Genomic DNA, 16268 nt, shown 5'->3' on the forward strand with positions numbered 1-16268 from the left:
GAATATGAGAAGAAAGAACATGAAAAGAACCGCGGCTTTATTCCTCTTAAGTGTCGGTATAAACTGCATGACCGCACAAGACATCGTGCCTGTGTATGAGTTTGACATCGATGTACAGAATGTAGGTGCGCCTATCCAATCAACTATGTATGGAATCTTCTTCGAGGATATCAATTTCGGGGCAGATGGAGGATTGTATGCGGAACTAATCAAGAACCGCTCCTTCGAGTTTGAGAATCCATGGGGAGGTTGGGAACCTTTCGGTGATGTAAGCATAGCTGAAAAGAATCCCTGTTTCGACAAAAACCCCCATTACGCACACCTGACTTATGCCGGACAAATCACCGGAACCGGTCTGGAGAACGAAGGCTTCAAAGGTATCGGTATAAAAGCTAATGAAAATTACGACTTTTCCTTATATGCCCGTACCAAGACCAATAACCCGATCAAACTACGTATCGAATTGGTAAATAGAGATAACGATATTTATGAGACACAATACCTAGAGATAAAAGGAAAAGACTGGAAGAAATATTCCGTTATCTTGTCTCCCAAAGCGACCGAGGCTAAATCACGCCTACGCATCACGATGGAAACGGCAGGCTCCTTGGATCTGGAACATATCTCCCTTTTTCCGCAAAAGACATTCAACAATCGCACGAACGGCCTACGCCGCGATCTAGCACAAGCGTTGAAAGATCTAAAGCCGGGAATCTTTCGTTTCCCGGGTGGATGTATCGTTGAGGGTACAACCATCGCCACACGCTACCAATGGAAAAATACGGTAGGCCCCGTAGAGAACCGGCCTATCAATATCAACCGGTGGAATTATACATTTCCTCACAAGAAATTCCCGGATTATTATCAATCTTACGGTTTGGGATTCTTTGAGTATTTCCAATTAAGCGAAGATATCGGAGCCGAGCCCTTGCCTGTGTTGAATTGCGGGCTGTCATGCCAGTTTGAGAATGAGGACATGGACCAGCATGTGCCAGTAGATAAATTACAACCTTATATAGACGATGCCTTGGACTTAATCGAATTCGCCAATGGCCCGGTTACCTCCCAATGGGGCAAAATACGTGCAGAGATGGGGCATCCGGCTTCTTTTAATCTGAAATTTATCGCTATCGGTAACGAGCAATGGGGACCGTTATATCCCGAACGCCTCGAGCCGTTCGTGAAAGCCATCCGAGCTAAATATCCGGAGATCAAAATCATTGGTAGTTCCGGTCCTAATTCGGAAGGAAAAGATTTCGAATATCTATGGCCGGAGATGAAACGCTTAAAAGTAGATCTGGTGGATGAACATTTCTATCGCTCACCTGAATGGTTCCTAAATAGTGCCAAACGATATGATTCGTATGATCGGCAAGGTCCCAAAGTGTTCGCTGGTGAATATGCTTGCCATCCGACTAACCGGGAGAATAGCTTCCTGACCGCATTATGCGAGGCCGCGTTTATGACCGGCCTTGAACGGAATGCCGACGTGGTCGAATTATGCACATACGCCCCTTTATTCGCACATGTCGATGCGTGGCAATGGCGCCCGGACTTAATCTGGTTCGACAACCTAAACATCGTGAAAACTCCTAACTACTATGTACAACAATTATACGGACACAATGCTGGAACAAACGTATTGCCCCTGACGATGAACAAAGAAGCCATTACCGGGCAAAGCGAGCTATTCGCCACAGCCGCTTTCGACAAACGCACAAATGAGCTCATCATCAAAATCGTCAATACCAGTATTCTGAGCAAAAAGATCAAATTAAGCCTAAACGGAATTTCACCCGGCAAGCATAAAGGAAAGTTGACGATCTTACATGCCTCAGACTTAGAAGCGAAGAATACATTAAGTAAACCGGAAACAGTTATACCCATCGAATCTGCGGTGGAACTAGAGGCCCCCGTTACTGAAGTCTCCATTCAACCATTAAGTTTCTTAGTCTATAGGATATCGCTATAATCTATCATACATACGAAAGTTATGAATATTGAAGAGTTTAGGGAATATTACCTTTCGTTGAAAGGTGTTTATGAAAAAATGCCTTTCACGAATGTCCCAGATAAATACAATCAGGGTGAATTACAAGTCCGATGCTCAGGAATAACACCCGGTTGGCATATGAATAAAGTTACTCCGTTTATTTCCCATTTGAGAAGGACGTTTGAAAGATTATACGTACATTTGTGAATTCACCTAAACAGCATAAATATGATGCAGACGAATTTACAATTGGACCTAGCCTTCAACTATCTGGAAAATACCGGGACCAACATCTTCCTTACCGGAAAAGCGGGAACAGGAAAGACCACATTCTTGAAGAAACTTAAAGAGACTTCCCCCAAGCGGATGATTGTGGTAGCGCCTACCGGAGTAGCGGCGATTAACGCAGGAGGTATAACGATTCACTCCTTCTTTCAGCTGCCTTTCGGACCGTATGTACCGGGTAGCGAAATGGCATCCGGACAAAACAAATCCTATTCACATAAATTCAATCAAGATAAGATCAATATCATCCGTAGTATGGACTTACTCGTAATCGACGAGGTCAGTATGGTACGTGCTGATTTGCTGGATGCTATCAGTGATATGCTACGTCGTTACCGGGATAGGGATAAACCTTTTGGTGGTGTTCAATTATTATTGATCGGAGACTTGCAACAACTAGCCCCCGTAGTGAAGGAGGACGAATGGAATTTGCTGAGAGAACATTATACCTCTCCCTTCTTTTTTGACAGTAAGGCTCTTTCCAAGAGTGATTATCTTTGCATCGAATTAACTCAAGTATATCGCCAAGCGGACGATACGTTCGTCCGCCTATTAAACAATATCCGTGAAAACCGCTTCGACGAGAATACACTACACACCTTAAACCAACGTTATATTCCCCATTTTAAACCAGAAGACAAAGCGGATTATATCACGCTGACAACCCATAATTATCAAGCCCAGCTAATCAATAACCGCAAGTTGCAAGAACTACCCGATCCGGCTTATACGTTCAAGGCCGAGATCAAGGATGATTTCCCGGCTTACTCCTACCCGACCGACGAGGTATTGGAGCTAAAGCTAGACGCTCAAGTCATGTTCGTAAAAAACGATTCTTCCGGCGAAAGGCGATATTACAACGGAAAGATCGGACGAGTTGTCTTCATCAGCCCGAACAAGATTATCGTATCTGACAAATCGGGCAATGATATCACCGTAGACCGGGAGACATGGACAAACGTGAAATATACGATCGACAAGAACACGAAGGAAATCACGGAAACGATCGCCGGCTCTTTCAGCCAATACCCACTGAAAACCGCTTGGGCGATCACCATACATAAAAGCCAAGGTTTGACTTTCGAGCATGCCATCATCGACGCATCCGCCGCCTTCTCACACGGACAAGTCTACGTAGCCTTGAGCCGTTGCAAGACGTTGGAAGGAATGGTATTAAGTAGCCCGATCACTCAAAATGCCATGATTCGCGATGAGAAGATATCAAATTATACCTCTTCCCTCTCGGAGCGTCAACCATGTGAGGACCAATTACGGCAAGCCCAACAACAGTACTATTTGAGACTAGCAACCGAGCTATTCGACTTCAATCCCGTACAACAAAAGTTGCAATATACATCTTATGTGGCATACACCCATCTGCAAAAACTATACCCGGAATTAAGCAATCAATATCCCCGGATCCGGGATTATTTCCGTTCGGATATAGTAGAAGTAGGCGAACGTTTCTGCCAGCAACTCACCCGTATGATCTCCAGCACCAGTCTCTATGATACGGACGAACATATACAAGACCGTATCCGAAAAGGCTGCGCTTACTTTCTGGAAAAGATCGAGACCTATTGCCAACCCTTGATAGAGGCTTCTGACGTGGAGATCGATAATAAAGAAGCTCGCAAAACTTTCACGTCCGCCTTAAAAGCTTTCAGCGACGAGCTCTCCATCAAGGTCGCCACACTAAAAGCCAGCCAAGAGGGTTTTCGCCTCATCGACTATCTATCCGCCAAGGCTAAGGCAAGCATAGAAGAAGCACCTATGGCCAGCAAGCGGAAGGCTTCCCGGAAAACATCCGAGTCCGAGAAGATCGCTGTCTCTACCGACATTTTGCATCCCGAATTATATGTCCGCCTAAAACAATGGAGATACAATCTATCCGTAAAAAAAGGATTACCCCCTTATACGATCTTGCAACAGAAAGCATTGATAGGTGTTTGCAATACCTTACCTACGCACCCAAAAGATTTATTAAAGATACCCGGCATCGGCAAAAAAGTAATCGAGAATTACGGAGAAGCATTATTAGAAATCGTCTCTTCTTTCTCTCCTTCCAAAGTATGTTAACTTCATCCGCAAATGAAGTTAACATACTTGGACATTTAAACTAAGATACTTGAACGTTTCAACTAAGATACTTTGGCGTTTTAATTAAGTTACTTTTTCAAATCGAAACCCAACATCATGCCATCATATTCACTTGCCACCTTATTGATGGCTTTCAAGGTCGTATTGCTGGATATAGAAGAAACCGTGCTCAAGAACTTCAGTAATTTATCCGCGTTAAAAAGCAATGTCAACTCATTACCGGAAAGGACGACATGGGCGGTAAGCGTAGAAACGGCCAGCTTCTTATTACCTACCGTATACCGTAACGTCACCGTTTTATCTCCCGGATTCAACGAGTAAGTACCTTTCAGGCTTCCCCTTTTCAATGCGCTCGTAAACGTACTATCCGAATTAAAGACATAATTAAACACACCTTCCACGATACCTACTTTCGCGCAATATTCCTTCATTTTCTTCTCTGCCTCGGTAGCCGCCAAGCTTCCCGCTACATTCTTCAAGGCATTATCACCTTCCAGTCGCAAGGCAGGATTCACATACATCCAAGTTCCCTGTAAATTCTCGAAAGTCACGGCTTTCCCTCCGGTGACAGAAGTCACGGCGTTCTTTACGGCAGATGAATTTAAGATATCTTTCAAGGACTGTCCCTTCATGTTTCCGGGAATCAACAAAAGACCGCATACGGCCATCCACACACATAGTAACTTTTTCATCTTTTTGTTTTTTACTCAATTAAAAAATCTGTCAAAGATACAAATATTATTGCTATATTTGTTTTAAATAACTTTATACAAACATACCATGAGAAAACAAGTCGTACGTATTTGTATGTTACTGGCCTGCGCTTTTGGCTTTATGCAAGGGCAAGCCAGTATCCAGCCTTCTATCGTAAAAGCTACGATAAACGATCTAATAGCCAAGGACACTAAGAATCAAGCAGGAATCGCAAAGGGCGTCGAGCAAGTAGCCCGCCTCTGGCAAACCTCCGATGGGGATGAGCAAGCGTTTCAAACCTTCTGCCGGGAGAATTATCTATCCGATCCCGCCGAAAAGGACCAAGTATTCCTCAAGATCAGCGAGTATCTTGAAGGTATCAATGGCAATTTCAACGAGATGGTACTCTGTCTGCAACGCAATTTGAACCTAGATACCGGACCTCTACACGCCATCGATGAGAAATTCGGATCCTACAGCCCCAGTTCCCACCTAATGGACGATCTATACGCCAACAAGATCGGCTTCATCATCGCCCTCAACTTTCCCCAACTTACTCTCAAGGAGAAAGAGGCGTTAGGGAATGACCGTAAAGCATGGGCCTACGCCCGTCTGGGCGATATGTTTACGGAACGGATACCGGCGGAAGTAAAGCAAGCCGCCGCAGATACGGAAAGTGACGCGGATATTTACATAGCGGATTATAATATCTATATGGGGCATTTACTAACTCCTAAAGGAAAAACCATTTTCCCCTCCGACATGCGCTTACTTTGCCATTGGAACCTTCGCGACGAGATCAAGGCCAATTATAACAAAGGAAAAGAGGGATTGGAAAAACAACGGATGGTATATGAGGTCATGAAGCGAATCATCTCGCAAGAAATTCCGAAAGAGGTGATCAACTCGAATCATTACGAATGGAACCCGTACGCCAATACGTTATCCCAAGCTGGAAATAAAATAAAAGGTACCCCTGAAAGCCCGGCCCGCTATCAGAAAATGTTGAATAACTTCAACGCCATGCAGCGTATAGACAAATATACGGGGAACACGTATATAGACCGTAAGTTCACGGAAGATATGGAGATAGACGTCAACGATGTAGAAGCCTTGTTCGATCAGTACCTTTCCGCCCCAGAACTAAAGGAAGTGGGAAAAATCATCTCCAAACGCCTCGGACGCAAACTGGAAGCCTACGATATATGGTACGATGGCTTCAAGGCCCGTAGCAATCTGGACGAGAACAAGCTAAACGAACAAACCCGTACCCTGTATCCCGATGCGGTAACGATGGAAAAGAAGCTACCGGAAATCTTGCAGAAACTAGGATTCAGCCCCGATCGTGCCCAATATCTGGCGGATAAGATCGCTGTCGATCCTGCCCGTGGTTCCGGTCATGCGTGGGGAGCCTCCATGAAAGGCCAGCGTTCCCGTTTACGTACCCGTATCCCTTCAGAAGGGATGGATTATAAAGGATATAATATCGCCATCCATGAGTTTGGGCACAACGTAGAGCAAACGATCTCATTATATGATGTCGATTATTATATGCTCAACGGAGTTCCCAATACGGCTTTCACCGAAGCGCTGGCCTTTGTCTTCCAGAAAAGAGACCTTGAGTTACTGGGCATAAAAGACGAGAATCCGGAAAAAGAGAAGATGGATATCTTGGATAAGATATGGAGCATGTATGAGATTTGCGGTGTTTCCATGCTGGATATCTCCGTATGGAAATGGATGTACGCACATCCTAACGCTACCGCCGGGGAATTGCAGGAGGCCGTGATCCGTCTTTCCAAGGATATCTGGAATAAGTATTACGCTCCGGTATTCGGTGTAAAAGACGAGACCGTTCTAGCGATTTACTCCCATATGATCGGTTATCCGCTCTACCTTTCCGCCTACGCTTTCGGACAGATTATCGAGTTCCAACTTGAGAACTACCTCAACGGCAAGGATTTCGCGAATGAGGTTAGCCGGATATTCAAGCAAGGCCGCCTCACCCCGAATGTATGGATCAAGCAAGCTACCGGCAACGATCTTACCGTAGATCCGATGTTGGAAGCACTCCGTAAAGTATTAAAAGACTAAAACTCTTAGGCCTCATATACTTGGCTCTTACAACCAGAACAAACCGATTCAGATGTGTGTGTCAAAAGGAATGATCAAGTCTGTATGGACACGACAATATTTTGGCACACACCTATACAATAAAATGAAGACTTTTCCGCAATTTGATTATTATTCGTCAAGTTATTCTATACGGCTACAAATACGATCCCATCGTATCTCCCTTGTTTGTGGATTCATGGATCTCCATATAAAGGTGGCCTTTCCCACGATAAACTCCTCCGGCAACAAGCCCCAATAACGAGAGTCTTGCGAGTCCTCGATCCGATCTCCTGCCACGAAATAGTAATTCTTTTGGAAGGTGTAGCTCACGATCCGGGGATCAAGCTTTTGACCGGTTTCCCATTCTATCAGCTTACGATAGATACTGATGTTCTCACGATTCATATCAATCACATCCCCTTTCCTTGGGAGATATAGCGGGCCGAAGTTTTTCACGTTCCAACTTATCAGGCTGTCTTTCGGAAAACTCCAATATAACCCGGCATCTTTCAGCATTTTGTTACTCTGGACGGAAAATAGTTCTTGTCCCTCGATATTCCCTACGGGTTCAAATATGCCATTGACTCTATAATAACCATTTACGATAGATAGACTATCACCCGGCAACCCCAGACAACGCTTAATGTAATATTTCATCATATGCATCTCTATCCTGTCCAAATTGTTGGGGTATGGATAATTAAACACGACCACGTCATTTCTCCTTATCTCTCTTAGACCCGGTAGACGAACGATCTGAACCTGCTCGCCACGCAAAGAAGCGAAGACGTTGAACAAACGGGCTCCAGGAATCAGCTTGTTCACCAGCACATAGTCTCCCGCTATCAGTCCGGGTTCCATGGAATTGCTCGGGATCTTAAAGGACGAGAAAAGGAATATTTGCATAACCACGAATAAGGCCACGACCATACATCCCCAAAATAGCGTATCGACCACATATCGGCAAAGCTTGTAAACAAGATCTATTTTCTCATTTTTCTTCATCTTACTAGAACGATTTCCTTTTAAAAGCACCCGTAGGTTCCAAATACAGTAGCACACGAGATTCCCATAACACCTCCATCTCCATTTCCCTAAATTCCATCAATCCCCAATTAGGCACGCCCACCAAAAAGAATCTTCCATAAAAGCCATAACACACAGCGAAGTCATACGCTCCCCAATCATTCCTTATATGTAAGATGACCGGATGGGGGAATTTTTTCAAGTTCGACAAGGTAGACGCTCCGGTTTGCGTACGTAATCCTACCGTTTCCGCCACGTTCGCCAAATCGGATAGAAAAGTTCTTCCGTCTGTTGACTGGCAGGCTGGCAATAAACGGGCGGAATCTACAGCTCCTTTATGGTATCTTATGATTGATAGCAGACACATCACCCCGGAAGATGGAATATCCCGATACACAAATGTCTTTCGTATAAAGCGGAGTGATTTCATATTACCTCTGTATTTATAGCCGTACTTTCCGCCAAGATCTTTGTTCGCATCATGGAAAGATTTCGTTTGAAAGTAGCATAATTCTCAAACAGTTGGACGATTCTCTTCTCGATTGTTCGTGAAGAGTCCAACTTTATACGTGCCCTCAACCCCAAACCGTGATAGACCACCCGCGCCGAGTTTCCTAATTGATCCGATTTTAATGATAAAGGGCATACAAGCATGGGTACCTCCTTTTCGATACATTCTGCAATACTATTCATCCCGCCAGACGTGATCATCAAGTCGCAGTATGAAAGCAAGTGCAACTGGGGTACCTGTTGGAACACATATAGATTGGACGGACAAGGGAGTAAATAAGAGGTATTATGATACTTCCCTACAGATAGTATGAAAACGAATTGAGGATTTCGATGCAGCATATTTACCTCACTGATTATCAGTGACCATTCATTTTAATCGGTACAACCTCTGTTTTGACAAGTACACAGAATGTAGGGACAAGTGCAAACCGTTGTATTTCATCGTTTTGCATATACGTGTTGTACCGCCTCTTTTCAGCCCTTTTGTGGAATGTCCGCTATCAGATACAAGGTGTTGAATGATAGGGTATTTCCACGGGTATGTTACAGAACGCTTGTTGTATGCAAAGGTAGTGGTTTTCTTGGAATTTCTGTGGGTTGCAGCAGATTTTTGCACGAAAAAATGTGATTGGCTTGAAAAAATGTATCTATATGTGACTTATTCGTTTTAAAAAGTGTGCTAACTTGAATGTTATTCGCTGGAAAAAGTGTAACTTTGCCAGTGGAAGAATATGATTGCGCTATGCTTAAAAGGAAAATAGAAACATATTTAGCTAAATGGAAAGGGTCTGAGGACAGAAAGCCCCTTGTGATAAAAGGTATCCGCCAATGTGGAAAGACATACATTGTCCAGAAGTTCGCAAGAGAGAATTATGAGAGTGTGGTCTATATGAACTTCATACTTGAACCGGATAAGAAGTCTGCCTTTACGGGTAATATAGATGTCGATACCATTATTCTCAACCTCTCTGCTTTGATTCAAGGTAGTCGTTTCATTGAGGGGAAAACCTGTATTATTCTTGATGAGATTCAGGAATGCAAGGAGGCAAGGACAGCCTTGAAGTCATTCCATATAGACGGACGTTTCGATGTTATTGCTACGGGTTCTCTTTTGGGAGTGAAAGGCTACGGCAAAAGCAGAAAGAAAAACGAAGAGGAAGGACAAGATTCGGTTCCAGTCGGATATGAAACCGTGATAGATATGTATCCGTTGGACTTTGAGGAATTTCTATGGGCAAATGGAATCGGTGAGGCGGTCATTGATTCTGTCAAATTATGCTTTGAGAGCGAAAAGGTTGTTCCCGATGGAATTCACAAGGCAATGATGGAGTTGCTGTATAGATATGTCGTTGTCGGAGGTCTGCCGGAGGTGGTGAACTGTTTCCTTGAAACCAAGAATATCGAACTTATCTATAAGGCGCAACGCAATCTTATTGCCGAATACGAAGAGGATATGGTTAAATATGCGGATGATGCGGACAAGCCTAACATTCGTGAATGTTTTGAATCCATTCCGAAACAATTAGCCAAAGAGAACAAGAAATTTCAATATTCCATCGTCAAGAAGGGTGGAAGGGCTTCGCAATACATCGGTAGCATCCAATGGTTGGAGGATGCCGAGATAGTCCGTAGATGCTATAACACGCAGATTACAGAACTGCCTTTAGAAGGCAATTCCGTCAAAGAGTGTTTCAAGGTATATACCACTGACATAGGTGTTTTAATGGCAATGCTCGATTATGGAACACAGGCAGATATTTTGAAGGGTAATCTTCTTGGATACAAGGGGGCTATTTTTGAGAATCTGATGGCTGATTTCTTATGCAAGTCCGGGCAAAAACTATACTACTTCCATAAGGATAGCGGGCTTGAACTGGACTTCTTGGTGAGATTCAAAGGAGAATGCGTTATTCTTGAAGTCAAGGCAAAGTCGGGAAAGGCAAAAAGTATGACTACGGTTCTGAAGAACAAGGATGTGTATCATGTCAAGAATGCAATCAAGTTGGGGCAATATAATGTAGGACGTGAGGGAGATATACTTACCATTCCGTTGTATATGGGATTCCTTGTTGAAGATAAGCTTACGGATGTTATCATTCCCGATGTTGATTTGAGTTTATTGACAGTTTGATGGCATTAATTATAGAATTTTGAAATATGGATATTCTGACACATTTCAGAAGCATAGAAGAACTGACCAAAACACTCTCGCGTGAGCAAGGTTTGCTGAGTGAGATGTTTGAGAAACGTAAACTAATAAAGTTTCCGTTGGGACTTGCTATAGATCTTGTCGGAGGGAATGAAACCAGATTGAGAAAGTTGGTTGACTATGGCGTATTGGTGGAGACAGGCAATACGCTTGAAATTGAAAGTGACTATCTGAACTTCTTCGAGGAGGTGCTGAATGTAAACGAGGAGATTAGCGTATTGAGTGTGCAGGAATGTATCAACACTTTAAAAGAACATATTGGATATTTTCTGCAAGAGACTAATGTCAATCGCAAAGCCGGATATCAAGACAATGTACGGCAACTTTTAAAGAAGACTGGATTCAGAACGTTGAAGAATGTGGTGGATTTGAAACGTAACATGGATAATGCTTATAAGCAGGAACCCAACTATATTATCAAGAAGAAAAAACTACAGAATCTGGATGAGAAGAGCCATAGCATCCGTGTCATGATACGTGAATGTGAAAAGTTGATGGACAACGAGCATGCTTTCTTCATTATGGCCAATGATCCGCACATGGCCAAGACCTGTAGCGATGTGAAACATGATTTTGTGGAAGCTTATCATGCACTCATGGAGATTGACCGACAGATTATTTTCTACATCAACCAGATAGACCAGCAGAATCAACTTTATAAAAAGATACGAAAGTTGAAATATCTGCAAGATCAGTTACTTATTAAGACGGATACGAACCTTATGCAGGTATTGGAAGAGAGAAGTCCTCTTTGGACGGAATCCCGCCAATACAACAAGACACGTTTGTCTTTGGAGATGCTACGGGAAAATGAGCAGGTCGTAAAGTTATTGAGACGAATGGCTGAACGCAACGGAATACAGAAAACAACAAGAGCAGAAGCCGAACCTTTGACAGAGGAAGATTTACAAGAGCATATCCAACAACTGGAGGAGGTGGATTCCACGGAAGTATGGAATGCGTTCTTAGCCTCAAGCTATGATCTGTTTAAGTTCATTTTGAGGTATGACTATAAAGTAAAATGTACGATGGAAGACCTAGTAACTCTCTTTTGCCAATTGGTTATCCTACATTCTGACGAATGCAGGATGACAGGAGAATATGCAATTTATCAAGACATCGAATATCCCATAATTTATGCGAAATAATACTCAAAGAATATACGAACGGTTGAGCCGAGGAGAGTTTCTTTCGGTGGACAGCACAGATACCTCCATCCGCCATTTGTATGAAGATATCGAGGAGAATATGGAGGATTATACTGATTACTTCAAGGAAATTGGTCTGCAATTGGAATGCGGCAATGGTTTCTTCTATTTTTCGCGAAAAGGAGAAAGTAAGCAAACCATAGAACAGAAATTGGAAAGCTTTTCAAAATGGCTTGACTATCTGGACTTTTTGAAATGCTATAACCAATCATTTACAGCCGGATATCAGTTCCGTAAAAGTCATTTGATAGAACAGATTAGTCTGGATATAGAACTAAAAGAAAAGGCTAATCATCTATTCAAGAAGTACGGTGCAGGGTCTAATATTGAGATTGTAAACAAACTGCTTCAAGAGATGCAGAATATGGGTTTTGCCGAGTGTATTAGCGAACAAGACGAGACTTATAAGATTACTTCGGCATTTCGCTATGTTGAAGAATTAGTGGAAATCATTCAAATAGTTAATGAAGATGAAGTACCTGAATAAGATTATTTTTATTAATAGTGCTAATATCCCTTATGCTGAGATTTCCGTGGATGGCAATGTACATTTTACAGGAACACAAGGTGTGGGCAAAAGTACTGTGTTGAGGGCATTGCTGTTTTTCTATAATGCCGACAAACACCGTTTAGGTATTCAACAGGGACAGAAGTCGTTTGATGAATTCTATTTTCGCCAGTCAAATTCGTATATACTTTATGAGGTGATGCGTGATAATGGCGCATATACCATATTGGTCAGCAGATACCAAGGACGTGCTTCATGGCGATTTATAGATGCACCCTATCAACGTGAATGGTTCATTACCGAAGACAAGCAGGTGTTGAGTGATTGGGTGAAGATTCGTGAACGTATAGACAAGAATGTAGGGGTTTCTGCAAGAATAGAATCCGGTGTGATGTTCAAAGATATTATCTTCGGCAATACACATGACCATAAATACGCACGTTATTCTTTAGTTCAGAGTTCGCATTATCAGAATATCCCGCGAAGCATTCAAAACGTATTTCTGAATACCAAACTGGATGCAGACTTTGTAAAGAACACGATCATACAATCCATGACAGATGAAGATTTGCCCATTGATTTACAAACCTACAGACGACTTGTTTCAAACTTTGAACGAGAGTATGATGAAATTGATTGCTGGTTCCGTCAAACACGTGACGGCAATTATCCGGTGCGCCAACAGGCATTGAATATTGCCGAACAAGGTCGCAAAATTGTCGCGCTCGACCAACAATTGTCGGATGTATGGCATATGATGAATCATGCGGTAGCATATAGCGAGCAACGGATACCACTATTGGAAGTGGAAGCGGAAGAAGTTAAAACGGCCATAGAAAAGGAACATAGTCGTAAGAAAGAACTTACAACTGACTATGATAAAGAAAAAGACTCGCTCAATCAAGAACTTGGCGCCAAGAAAAGCAAACTGAAAGAAATAGCACAGGCAAGGAAGGATTTCGATGCTCTTGGCATTGAAGACAAACTCTCTCTTTCCGACCGGGAGTCTGCGATCAAGCAAGAAGCGATTAATAAACAAACTCTATTGGATGATTTATTGAAAACGCATGCTTCAATAGAGGAAAAGTACAACATTGCAAAGGCTAAACTGGAGAATGCGCGTCAAGCATTCGAAAATGTTCAAAAAGAGGCATATTATCAAAAACAAGCCATACTCCAGATAGAGCGTAAGAGACTAGAAGAAGACCGTTCCAAGAATAGAAATCAGATTATGGAAGCGTTCGACAATTGGCGACATGAGTCTGATGAGCGTTTACAAGTCTTGTTGGCCGAACAAAACAGGGCTGATAGTGCGTTGAAGGAACTCCGTCATTGGCATCCTATGGCCGATGAAATAAAGCAAACGGATGAACAACTTCAACAGCTGAATTTGAAAGAGAAAGAGAATACCGCACAACAGATAGCGGTAAAAAGCCAGATAACACAGATTATCGCCGAGTATGAGATGAAAGAGGCTGAAATAAAACATGCCTCACAACGTGAGCAGGAACGGCTTGAAGCCGACCGGACACAAATCAGGGAACAAATTGCAAAGATTAATAATTTGCTTACCCATTTAGACGGCTCTTTTTATAAATGGCTTTGCGAGAATACGGAAGGCTGGGAAAACACGATAGGCAAAGTGATTGACGAAGAACGGGTCCTATACGCACAAGGGCTTGAACCTCAGTTTTGTGTTGCATCTGACAACTTGTTCGGGATAAGGTTGAACCTAGACAATATAGCCTCCGTGCATCGTACGCCTGACGAGTATAGATTGGAGAAAAAGAACTTGGAAGAGCAAGTGAAGCAAATAAACCGCCAGCTCATGCAATCGCCTATTACCCTTGAGGAAGAGATATCGAAACTCGGAAAAAAATATGCGACACAACTCAATCCGCTTCGGCAGAATGCAACTTTGTTAAAGGTGGAAGAAGAACAAATACCTGTCAAACGACAAAATCTGCAAAACTATCGGCATAAGCTGGAGATGGAAGAACTGGAACAGATTGCTCAAGAAAAAGAGATCCGTGAACGTTCCTTCAACGAAGCTCTGCTAAACGTGCAATCGGAGAAGGATGTCCGTGAGAAAAATGAAACAAGGAATAAAAAAGAACTTAAAAACCTTGAATCCTCATTCGGTAAAACCTCAAAAGCACTTGATGAGGAACTGCGCATTTTTAACGAATCACAAAATGCGGAAGCGACCGTGCGTTATAAGGAGTTTGCCGTACAGAAGAAGCAACTCGATGAACAACAGAAAGCAGAACTTGCAGGCAAAGGTGTTGATATGGATTTGCTTGAACAATATCGTAAAGCTTTGAAGGATTTGCAGACATTGTTGGCGAGGATTGAAGAGGAACGTTCTATTGTTATCAGGTATCGCGACGCTGAACAAAACCTTTTTGCCAAGGAGCCGGAAATCAGAAAAACGATTAAGACTATCGAGCAACGACTCTCTATGATACGCCAGCGTTATGAGGATAAACGAACACGCATCGAGAAAAAATGCAGAGAAATGGAAGAGCGTCAGCATATAGTCCTCAAGGAGCTGGCGCAAAGAAAAGAGGGGTTGAACCTTTATCATCAAATGGTCGAGAACGAACATTTGGTACCCGACACTTATCTCTCTGATGACAAGACAATGGAGACACATTTGGATTGTCAGCAACTCCTGAGCCAACTTAGAGGTACTGTCAATCAAAAACGCGAGTCAATCGACAAACTTAAAGATATAGTGGTTAGTTTCAATCGCAACTTCAAGCCTCAAAATACTTTCCATTTCAACACGATGCCTGTGACGGACAATGATTATCTGCAAATTGCCGTTGATTTGCAGGAGTTCATGGACAATAACAAAATCGATGAGTTCCGCCGACGTACCAGCGAGCATTATAAAGACATTTTGGGACGTATCTCAACCGAAATTGGTTCGATGATGAAACGTAGATCGGATGTGGACGGAGTGATACTTGACATCAATCGTGATTTTGTAGAAAAGAACTTTGCTGGAGTCATCAAGAGCATTGAGCTAAGAGCGAATGAATCCTCAGACAAGCTCATGCAACTGCTTATATCCATTCATGATTATACCGTAGAAAATGCGCCCTCTATCGGTGAACTTAATCTTTTCTCAAGCAATAATCGGGATGAAGTGAACCTCAAGGTCGTGGATTATCTGAAGAGTTTATCTCATCAGTTGCAGAACGAACCGAATCGTCCATCTGTATCATTGAGTGACGCATTCCGCTTACAATTTCGAGTAAAGGAAAACGATAACGACACGAACTGGGTCGAGCGTATTAATAATGTAGGGTCAGATGGTACGGACATTCTTGTGAAGGCAATGGTCAATATCATGCTCATCAACGTCTTTAAGAAAAAGGCAGCCCGAAAGAGTGGTGATTTCATTGTACATTGCATGATGGATGAGATAGGACGCTTGCATCCTAACAATATCAAAGGTATTCTCCAATTTGCCAATTCACGCAATATCTATCTCATCAATAGTTCCCCCACATCCTATAACCCTTACGACTATCGTTATACCTATCTTCTGAGTAAGTATGGAGTGAAGACGAGAGTGGAAAAATTATTGAAACGAATAAAATAGTCGGA

Annotated in this window: 11 protein-coding genes and 1 pseudogene; 8 read left to right on the plus strand and 4 right to left on the minus strand. The window is 42.7% G+C overall.

Annotated elements, in window-relative coordinates; all coding sequences use genetic code 11:
- Positions 1 to 4 precede the first annotated feature (4 nt).
- From E5342_RS01340 to E5342_RS01350, 3 genes and pseudogenes are all read left to right on the plus strand, one after another.
- Positions 5 to 1972 (plus strand): alpha-L-arabinofuranosidase C-terminal domain-containing protein, encoded by a 1968-nt coding sequence (locus E5342_RS01340; protein ID WP_135958643.1) that lies wholly within the window; start codon positions 5 to 7, stop codon positions 1970 to 1972.
- A 21-nt stretch (positions 1973 to 1993) separates the two neighbouring features.
- Positions 1994 to 2140, plus strand: a pseudogene (locus tag E5342_RS19555) (MmcQ/YjbR family DNA-binding protein); the annotation flags it as partial.
- 81 nt (positions 2141 to 2221) lie between these two features.
- On the plus strand, positions 2222 to 4357 hold the full coding sequence (locus E5342_RS01350; protein WP_121735508.1) for an HRDC domain-containing protein: 2136 nt from the start codon (positions 2222 to 2224) through the stop codon (positions 4355 to 4357).
- An 89-nt stretch (positions 4358 to 4446) separates the two neighbouring features.
- Here the strand turns inward: E5342_RS01350 and E5342_RS01355 are convergent, their stop codons facing one another.
- Entirely contained in the window at positions 4447 to 5070 is a 624-nt protein-coding gene (locus tag E5342_RS01355; RefSeq protein WP_121735507.1) for a DUF4923 family protein, read from the minus strand.
- Between the two features lie 88 nt (positions 5071 to 5158).
- Between E5342_RS01355 and E5342_RS01360 the strand changes: the two genes are divergently transcribed.
- On the plus strand, positions 5159 to 7165 hold the full coding sequence (locus E5342_RS01360) for a hypothetical protein (RefSeq protein ID WP_135958644.1): 2007 nt from the start codon (positions 5159 to 5161) through the stop codon (positions 7163 to 7165).
- Between the two features lie 162 nt (positions 7166 to 7327).
- On the opposite strand, the gene lepB is transcribed toward E5342_RS01360, so the two are convergent.
- The 3 genes from lepB to E5342_RS01375 are packed head-to-tail and all read right to left on the minus strand — an operon-like array spanning position 7328 to position 9064.
- A complete protein-coding gene (gene lepB / locus E5342_RS01365) occupies positions 7328 to 8191 on the minus strand; it encodes a signal peptidase I (RefSeq protein ID WP_121735505.1) in 864 nt (287 codons plus the stop codon).
- A 4-nt stretch (positions 8192 to 8195) separates the two neighbouring features.
- The gene (locus E5342_RS01370; protein ID WP_135958645.1) at positions 8196 to 8642 is read right to left on the minus strand and encodes a cysteine peptidase family C39 domain-containing protein; all 447 of its coding nucleotides are present in this window, start codon (positions 8640 to 8642) and stop codon (positions 8196 to 8198) included.
- On the minus strand, positions 8639 to 9064 hold the full coding sequence (locus E5342_RS01375) for a glycosyltransferase (protein ID WP_135958646.1): 426 nt from the start codon (positions 9062 to 9064) through the stop codon (positions 8639 to 8641). Before E5342_RS01375 ends, E5342_RS01370 begins: the two co-directional genes overlap by 4 nt.
- Before the next feature lie 403 nt (positions 9065 to 9467).
- Here E5342_RS01375 and E5342_RS01385 point away from each other — a divergent pair, with 403 nt between their 5' ends.
- From E5342_RS01385 to E5342_RS01400, 4 genes are read left to right on the plus strand one after another with little or no spacing between them, the layout of a single operon-like run.
- Complete coding sequence (locus E5342_RS01385) at positions 9468 to 10856, plus strand: ATP-binding protein (RefSeq protein ID WP_135958647.1); 1389 nt, start codon at positions 9468 to 9470, stop codon at positions 10854 to 10856.
- A gap of 26 nt (positions 10857 to 10882) precedes the next feature.
- A complete protein-coding gene (locus E5342_RS01390; RefSeq protein WP_084081112.1) occupies positions 10883 to 12082 on the plus strand; it encodes a hypothetical protein in 1200 nt (399 codons plus the stop codon).
- A complete protein-coding gene (locus E5342_RS01395) occupies positions 12072 to 12629 on the plus strand; it encodes a condensin complex protein MksE (protein WP_007665836.1) in 558 nt (185 codons plus the stop codon). Before E5342_RS01390 ends, E5342_RS01395 begins: the two co-directional genes overlap by 11 nt.
- A complete protein-coding gene (locus E5342_RS01400) occupies positions 12613 to 16263 on the plus strand; it encodes an ATP-binding protein (RefSeq protein WP_135958648.1) in 3651 nt (1216 codons plus the stop codon). Before E5342_RS01395 ends, E5342_RS01400 begins: the two co-directional genes overlap by 17 nt.
- Positions 16264 to 16268 lie beyond the last annotated feature (5 nt).

This window comes from Parabacteroides distasonis (assembly GCF_004793765.1).
Classification (GTDB): Bacteria; Bacteroidota; Bacteroidia; order Bacteroidales; family Tannerellaceae; genus Parabacteroides; species Parabacteroides distasonis_A.

Coding starts and splice junctions, on each gene's coding strand:
- E5342_RS01340 (WP_135958643.1), top strand. CDS start 5: ATGAGAAGAAAGAACATGAAAAGAACCGCGGCTTTATTCCTCTTAAGT.
- E5342_RS01355 (WP_121735507.1), bottom strand. CDS start 5,070: ATGAAAAAGTTACTATGTGTGTGGATGGCCGTATGCGGTCTTTTGTTG.
- E5342_RS01350 (WP_121735508.1), top strand. CDS start 2,222: ATGATGCAGACGAATTTACAATTGGACCTAGCCTTCAACTATCTGGAA.
- E5342_RS01360 (WP_135958644.1), top strand. CDS start 5,159: ATGAGAAAACAAGTCGTACGTATTTGTATGTTACTGGCCTGCGCTTTT.
- E5342_RS01370 (WP_135958645.1), bottom strand. CDS start 8,642: ATGAAATCACTCCGCTTTATACGAAAGACATTTGTGTATCGGGATATT.
- E5342_RS01390 (WP_084081112.1), top strand. CDS start 10,883: ATGGATATTCTGACACATTTCAGAAGCATAGAAGAACTGACCAAAACA.
- lepB (WP_121735505.1), bottom strand. CDS start 8,191: ATGAAGAAAAATGAGAAAATAGATCTTGTTTACAAGCTTTGCCGATAT.
- E5342_RS01385 (WP_135958647.1), top strand. CDS start 9,468: ATGCTTAAAAGGAAAATAGAAACATATTTAGCTAAATGGAAAGGGTCT.
- E5342_RS01400 (WP_135958648.1), top strand. CDS start 12,613: ATGAAGTACCTGAATAAGATTATTTTTATTAATAGTGCTAATATCCCT.
- E5342_RS01375 (WP_135958646.1), bottom strand. CDS start 9,064: ATGCTGCATCGAAATCCTCAATTCGTTTTCATACTATCTGTAGGGAAG.
- E5342_RS01395 (WP_007665836.1), top strand. CDS start 12,072: ATGCGAAATAATACTCAAAGAATATACGAACGGTTGAGCCGAGGAGAG.